This is a genomic window from Streptomyces sp. NPDC059003, from assembly GCF_042740445.1.
GTDB lineage: Bacteria > Actinomycetota > Actinomycetes > Streptomycetales > Streptomycetaceae > Streptomyces.
On record NZ_JBHYJH010000342.1, the window covers coordinates 1 to 4,363 of the forward strand.

Genomic DNA, 4,363 nt, shown 5'->3' on the forward strand with positions numbered 1-4,363 from the left:
CCGTGAGCACGGTGAGGTCTTCTCCCTCGGCGTCCCGGTCAGGAAGGAGATCCGCGAGGCGATCGCGGGCATCAGCGAGGACGTGTGGAGGCCGATCGCCTACCCGAAGGCCGTCTTCGACAAGGACGAGCAACGCTGGATCTCCGACGCCGAGATCGCCGAGATCCCGTTCACCGCCTTCACCTCCAAAACGAAGAAGTACCAGGTCACCGCCCGCCTTGTCATCCGCCGGGTCAAACGGCTCAACCCCGCCTCGGTGCCTGAGGGGCAGGGTGAGCTGTTCGCCGCCCACCGCCACGCCATCTTCACCAACTCGCCCTTCCCCCTGGAGCAGGCCGAGCCGAGGCACTGCGAGCACTCAGTGATCGAGCCGGTCTTCGCCGACCTGGAGGACTCCGCCCTCGCCCACCCGCCCTCGGGTACGTTCACCGCGAACGCCGTCTGGTTCACCCTCGCGGCCGCGGCCTACAACCTCACCCGCGCAGCCGGCCACCTCGCCTCGGTGTTCCATACCAGGGCCCGCACCGGCACCCTCCGCCGCCACCTGGTCACCCTCCCCGCCCGCATTGCCACCGGCGCCCGGACCCTCACCCTCCACCTGCCCGAACGCTGGCCATGGGCCGACGCCTTCACCGGCCTGTGGACCGCCACCGGCACCGCCTCCGCCCCTGACAGCGACGCCCCTGCCCGCCGACAGGAAAACCATCCGAGAACCACCAAAACCTGAACTCACCAATTCACACGGTGGATTGAAGCTCATCCAGGGGGTGTCCAACGCCCGGGGCCGTACTGGGGCGTCGCTGGCCTGCGACGTCTGCTGTGCATGGGGGCTTTGCCAGACATTGAAAGGTCATCAAAGTTACTGAAAGAGTCGCTTCCTTGGTGATGGATGCATGGCATTGGTGAAGGTGTGGCGGCTCTGGCACTGGCTCTCGCGCACGACTTGCGTTCGGTCCGGCCTGCGCCGAACACTGAGGATCTCGACGCCTTCAAACAGGACCTGGTGGCTGGCTTCGTGCTCGCGCGGTCAGCTGCCGGGGTGGACGAGAATTCCGTCCGGGCAGAGAGCCGGGTGATCTCGGAGTGTCGGAACGCGGTGGGCCGTCACCGAGTCCCTGAAGCTGCGGCACCAACTGAGGTCCACGTGACCCGGGAGTTCGTGCAATGCCCGATCGACGAGATGAACCGTCCGGGATCGGGCTGGGGTCTCAACCTACGGATTCCGCTGAGCGATGCCGAGGTGACCCGCCTCTTCGACGGCTGGAAGGGCTACCTGCTCTCCGTGCGGAAGTTCCTGCCCGAGGCCCGCAACTACACCGCGGGCAGGCGGTGGTCGCGGATCGGCGAGACCACAGGCTTGGACCTGCCGGACCTGCTGTGGGACGTGGGCCCTTCGGTGAGGCCCATGTGCGGTTCGGTAAAAGGTGGCTCACACCGACGCGGCCTCAAACAGCGGATGGCACCGCTGATCAACGGCTCCCGGGGCCAGCTGGTGTGGTACGCCGAGGACGTTCGCGGGCAGTTCAACGGCGCCTGGGACTGGCCTGGCGGCCCCCAGTACGTATCGGTGCGGCACAGCAAGGATAGCACCTGCAACCGCGCTAAGACCGAAGGCCTGCACACGGGCCTGGTCAGAGCGGTTGAGCGTCATCTCAGTGCAGCACGACACCCGAGGAAGCCGGAGGCGTTACGACGCCATTCACCAGGACAGATGTAGATCACCAGCAGCATCCATGCGCCAGAGCCGAGTCAGGCGTTGCTCGTCGGTCAGGAACGCCAACGGACCTGCCCCTCCCCGTGGATCTCCCGGGGTTATGACGGCGCTCACCGTAAGTCACATGAGCAGTAGAGGCGGAGCCGAGTCAGCACCGTGCTTGATGGAGGGACAGGGGGGCGGCGGTCAGCGGTTGCCGGGAACGGCGAAGCCCGGACCCGCGTGGGTCCGCCGGACGTCCTGACGTACGGCGCACGAGGGGGGTACGACAGGCGCGCGGATGTGCGTTTGATGCCTTAGGTCTATGCAGTGGGAGTGAAATGCGCCGTGCGCTCCCCGCGCTTCTTTCGAACGTGTGCCCCACGATTAGGCGTTCCCGCCGGAAGGGAATACCTCCTTCGCTATGTGCTGCGCCTCTGTCCTTTGCCCTTGTCCTCTGCTGGCAGGATTCCATGGACATACCGGATGTTTCCTATCTGCTGCCGGACGGGGGTCCCCGGCCGGGTGCGCGTGAGGACGGGGGCGATGAGTGCGGGGCGGAGTGGCTGCGAGGGCTGAGGCCGTGTCAGCTGGCTGATCTGGCCGGGGAGATCCGCAGATTTCTGGTGGAGCGGGTGTGCACCGCGGGCGGGCATCTGGGGCCGAATCTGGGGATGGTGGAGCTCACCCTTGCGCTGCACCGCATCTTTGACTCCCCGCGGGATGCGCTGGTCTTCGATACCGGTCATCAGGCGTACGTGCACAAGATCCTCACCGGCCGCGCCGGGGCATTTGCCACCCTGCGGCAGGCGGGCGGCCTGTCCGGCTATCCCTCCCGCAGCGAGTCGGTGCACGACCTCGTGGAGAACTCGCATGCCTCCACCGCCCTGGCGTACGCGGACGGCCTGGCCAAGGCCCGTCAGCTTGCGGGCGAGCAGGACCGGGCGGTGGTGGCGGTCATCGGGGACGGCGCCCTGACGGGGGGCATGGCGTTTGAGGCGCTGAACAACCTGGGCGCCGCCCCGGACCGGCCGGTGATCGTGGTGGTCAACGACAACGGCCGCTCCTACGCCCCCACCACCGGGGCCCTGGCTGGCCATCTGGCGGCCCTGCGGCAAGAAGACGGCCCGCAGACGCGCCGGAATCTCTTCACCGATCTGGGTTTCGTCTACGTCGGGCCGGTGGACGGGCACAACATCGGCGCTGTGGAGGCCGCGCTGGTCCGGGCGCGGGCGCTTGGGTGCCCGGTGCTGGTGCATGCGGTCACTGTCAAGGGCAAGGGGTATCCGCCCGCCGAGCGAGATGAGGCGGACTGCCTGCACGCCGTCGGCCCGGTCGATGCCGCCACCGGGCACGCCCCGCCTGGTACCAAGACATCGGCGCCGTCGTGGACGGAGGTGTTCGCGCGGGCGCTGGTGGAGCTGGCGTCCGGCCGGGAGGAGGTGGTGGCAGTGACGGCGTCGATGCTACGCCCGGCCGGCCTGCATCCCATGGCCGTGAGGTTCCCCGGGCGGGTCTTCGATGTCGGGATCGCCGAGCAGCACGCTGTCACCAGCGCGGCCGCTCTTGCGATGGGCGGCCTGCACCCCGTGGTCGCGATCTACGCGACGTTTGTGAACCGGGCCTTCGACCAGGTGCTGATGGATGTCGGCCTGCACCGGCTGCCGGTCACCTTCGTGCTGGATCGGGCCGGGATCACCGGCCCGGACGGGCCGTCCCATCACGGCATGTGGGACCTGGCCGTCCTTGCGGCGGTGCCGCACCTGCGCATAGCCGCCCCCCGGGACGCTACCCGGCTGCGCGACCTGCTGGGTCAGGCGGTCGCCCAGGACGGCCCGACCGTTCTGCGCTTTCCCAAAGGCACCGCCGCCACCAGCATCGAGGCGGTCGCGCGCATGGACGGCCTCGACATCCTACGCCGCAGTCCCCGCCGCCCGCTGGACGTCCTGCTGGTACCTGTCGGGCCGCTCGCCGGGCCCTGCCTTGAGACAGCTGCCCTGCTGGAGCAGGACGGGGCCGGGGTGACCGTTGTCGATCCGGGCTGGGTCCACCCGGTCAACCCCGCGCTGGTGGCGCTGGCGGCCCGCCACCGCCTGGTGGTCACGGCCGAGGACGGGCTGCGCGCCGGCGGTATCGGCCACCGCATCGCCCAGGCCTGCCAGGACGCCCGCACTGCCGCCCCCGTCGTCTCGCTCGGTCTGGACACCGCCTTCGTCCCGCACGGGTCCCGCGGCGGCCTGCTGGCCCGGGCGGGCCTGGATACCGACGGCATCACCCGCACGGCTCTGGACCATCTGCGCCGACGGATCCCGGCGCCCGCTTCCCCCATCACGGCCACAAGGAGTGCGCGATGAGCCGCATCGCTCTCGGCCTGCCCGCCCCGCCGCCCCGGACGCCGGTGCGGCGCTCCTGTCACCGGATCCAGGTCGGGGCCGTGCCGGTCGGGGGCGGCGCCCCGATCAGCGTGCAGACCATGACCACCACCAACACCGCCGACGTGGACGCCACACTGCAGCAGATCGCCGCGATCACCGCGGCCGGCTGCGACCTGGTGCGCGTCGCCGTGCCCTCCGCCGACGACGCCGACGCCCTCCCAAAGATCGTGGCCAGGTCGCCGATCCCGGTCATCGCCGACATCCACTTCCAGCCCCGCTACGTCTTCGCCGCGAT

General features: G+C 69.4%; 4 protein-coding genes. All 4 read left to right on the forward strand.

The window, feature by feature from the left end:
- On the forward strand, window positions 1-727 hold a 727-nt coding region (locus ACFWZ5_RS45015), incomplete at its 5' end, for a transposase (RefSeq protein WP_384892960.1).
- Window positions 728-889: 162 nt separating this feature from the next.
- Window positions 890-1,717 carry a hypothetical protein gene (locus ACFWZ5_RS45020; RefSeq protein WP_384892963.1) on the forward strand — a complete coding sequence of 276 codons (828 nt, stop codon included), beginning with the start codon at window positions 890-892 and terminating at the stop codon, window positions 1,715-1,717.
- Window positions 1,718-2,166: 449 nt separating this feature from the next.
- Window positions 2,167-4,047, forward strand: a complete 1,881-nt coding sequence (locus ACFWZ5_RS45025; protein ID WP_384892966.1) for a 1-deoxy-D-xylulose-5-phosphate synthase — start codon at window positions 2,167-2,169, stop codon at window positions 4,045-4,047.
- Window positions 4,044-4,363 (forward strand): flavodoxin-dependent (E)-4-hydroxy-3-methylbut-2-enyl-diphosphate synthase (locus tag ACFWZ5_RS45030; RefSeq protein WP_384892969.1); only part of this gene is annotated, 320 nt, incomplete at its 3' end. The genes ACFWZ5_RS45025 and ACFWZ5_RS45030, both read left to right, overlap by 4 nt.

Excerpts from the sequence above, each read along its gene's own strand:
- ACFWZ5_RS45025 (WP_384892966.1), top strand. The coding sequence starts at position 2,167 with ATGGACATACCGGATGTTTCCTATCTGCTGCCGGACGGGGGTCCCCGG.
- ACFWZ5_RS45020 (WP_384892963.1), top strand. The coding sequence starts at position 890 with ATGCATGGCATTGGTGAAGGTGTGGCGGCTCTGGCACTGGCTCTCGCG.